The following is a 1908-nucleotide window of genomic DNA, read 5'->3' as shown; positions in this document are numbered from 1 at the left end:
TCGCCGGCTTGGTCGGCTACCTCGTCGGCGGGGTGCTGGTACCCAGGCTGTCGTCGCGCCAGAGTCAGCGCTCGGACGAACAGACCGGGCTCACGATGTCCCAGGTTCTCGACCTCATCGTGTTGGCTTCGGAAAGCGGTATCGCCGTCGTCGACGGTTTTCACGACGTCGTGCTCTTCAATCCTCGCGCCGAGGAACTCGGTCTCGTCAAGAATCGTCTGGTCGACGAGCGAGCTTGGCGGGCTGCTCAGGAAGTTCTGCGGACGGGTCAACCCGTCGAGGTCGATCTGACGGCGCAGACCGCTCAGCGGGGCCGCGACAAGATCGCGGTACGTGGCACGGCCCGGTTGCTCAGCAAGGACGATCGCAACTTCGTGGTCCTGTTCGCCGACGACGATTCCGAGCAGGTCCGCATGGAGGCGACCCGACGCGATTTCGTCGCGAACGTCAGCCACGAACTCAAGACGCCGGTCGGTGCGATGAGCCTGCTCGCGGAGGCGCTGCTCGAGTCCGCTGACGACCCGGAATCGGTGCGCCACTTCGGCGAACGGGTGCTCGGTGAGTCGATTCGTCTGGGCAAGATGGTCACCGAGTTGATCGCACTCTCGCGTCTGCAAGGTGCCGAGAAGCTGCCGGATCTCGACGTGGTCGACGTCGACACCGTGGTGTCCGAAGCACTGTCGAGGTCGAATCTGTCGGCCGAGGCCGCCGGGATCACGGTCACCACCGACCATCCGAGTGGGCTGGAAGTGCTCGGGGATCAGACTCTCCTCGTCACGGCATTGTCCAACCTCATCGAGAACGCTATTGCGTACTCGCCCAAGGGTTCTCCGGTGTCCGTCAGTCGTTCGGTGCGCGGCGACAATGTCGCGATCGCAGTCACCGACCGAGGAGAAGGCATCGCGAAAGCGGACCAGGAGCGAGTGTTCGAGAGATTCTTCCGCGTGGACAAGGCGCGGTCACGGCAGACCGGTGGAACCGGTCTGGGGCTGGCGATCGTCAAACACGTCGCGGCCAATCACAACGGCTCCATCGAACTGTGGAGCAAACCGGGTACAGGGTCTACCTTCACGTTGCAGATACCGGCACACGTGGAGTCGGACGACGACATCGACTCTGACGACGCGGGAACCGCCGGTTCCACGCGGATCGGCAGACGAGAACAAGGCAGTAGAGAAAACGGCATGGAGGCCAAACGATGACGAGTGTGCTGATCGTGGAGGACGAGGAGTCCTTGGCGGACCCGCTGGCGTTCCTGCTCCGCAAGGAGGGCTTCGAGACCACCATCGTCAACGACGGACCGTCGGCGTTGGCGGAATTCGATCGCTCCGGAGCGGACATCGTCCTGCTCGACCTCATGCTGCCCGGCATGAGTGGCACGGACGTCTGCAAGGCGCTGCGGTCGCGCTCCGGCGTTCCCGTCATCATGGTGACGGCGCGTGACAGTGAGATCGACAAGGTTGTCGGCCTGGAACTCGGTGCGGACGACTATGTGACCAAACCGTATTCGGCGCGCGAGCTGATCGCCCGCATCCGTGCGGTGCTGCGCCGCGGGGTGGAGAACGAGGCGGACCTCGCCTCCGACAACGGGGTGCTCGAGGCCGGACCGGTACGGATGGACGTCGAGCGCCACGTCGTGCAGGTCGCGGGTAACCCGGTGACGTTGCCGCTCAAGGAGTTCGATCTCCTCGAGTACCTGCTCCGCAACTCCGGTCGGGTGCTGACCCGCGGACAGTTGATCGACCGCGTCTGGGGCGCCGACTACGTCGGTGACACCAAAACCCTTGACGTACACGTGAAGCGGTTGCGTTCGAAGATCGAATCGGATCCGGCCAAGCCGGAACATCTGGTCACGGTCCGTGGATTGGGTTACAAGCTCGAAGCGTGATCGAACCTCGTCGAGAAGAA

2 protein-coding genes are annotated in these 1908 nt (G+C 63.7%); both read left to right on the top strand.

The genetic code is table 11. The features are described from left to right. Positions 1 to 8: 8 nt before the first annotated feature. Positions 9 to 1202 (top strand): sensor histidine kinase, encoded by a 1194-nt coding sequence (locus A2J01_RS27580; RefSeq protein WP_197494319.1) that lies wholly within the window; start codon positions 9 to 11, stop codon positions 1200 to 1202. After that, positions 1199 to 1888: a response regulator transcription factor gene (locus A2J01_RS27575; protein ID WP_003942020.1), complete on the top strand. Its 690-nt coding sequence runs from the start codon at positions 1199 to 1201 to the stop codon at positions 1886 to 1888. The genes A2J01_RS27580 and A2J01_RS27575 overlap by 4 nt, the downstream gene beginning before the upstream one ends. Positions 1889 to 1908: the final 20 nt, after the last annotated feature.

Origin of the sequence: Rhodococcus sp. EPR-134, assembly GCF_001647205.1 — a bacterium.
GTDB classification, from domain to species: domain Bacteria; phylum Actinomycetota; class Actinomycetes; order Mycobacteriales; family Mycobacteriaceae; genus Rhodococcus_F; species Rhodococcus_F qingshengii.
The sequence above is the reverse complement of the archived record's forward strand: the minus strand, read 5'-3'. Positions and strand labels throughout refer to the sequence as shown.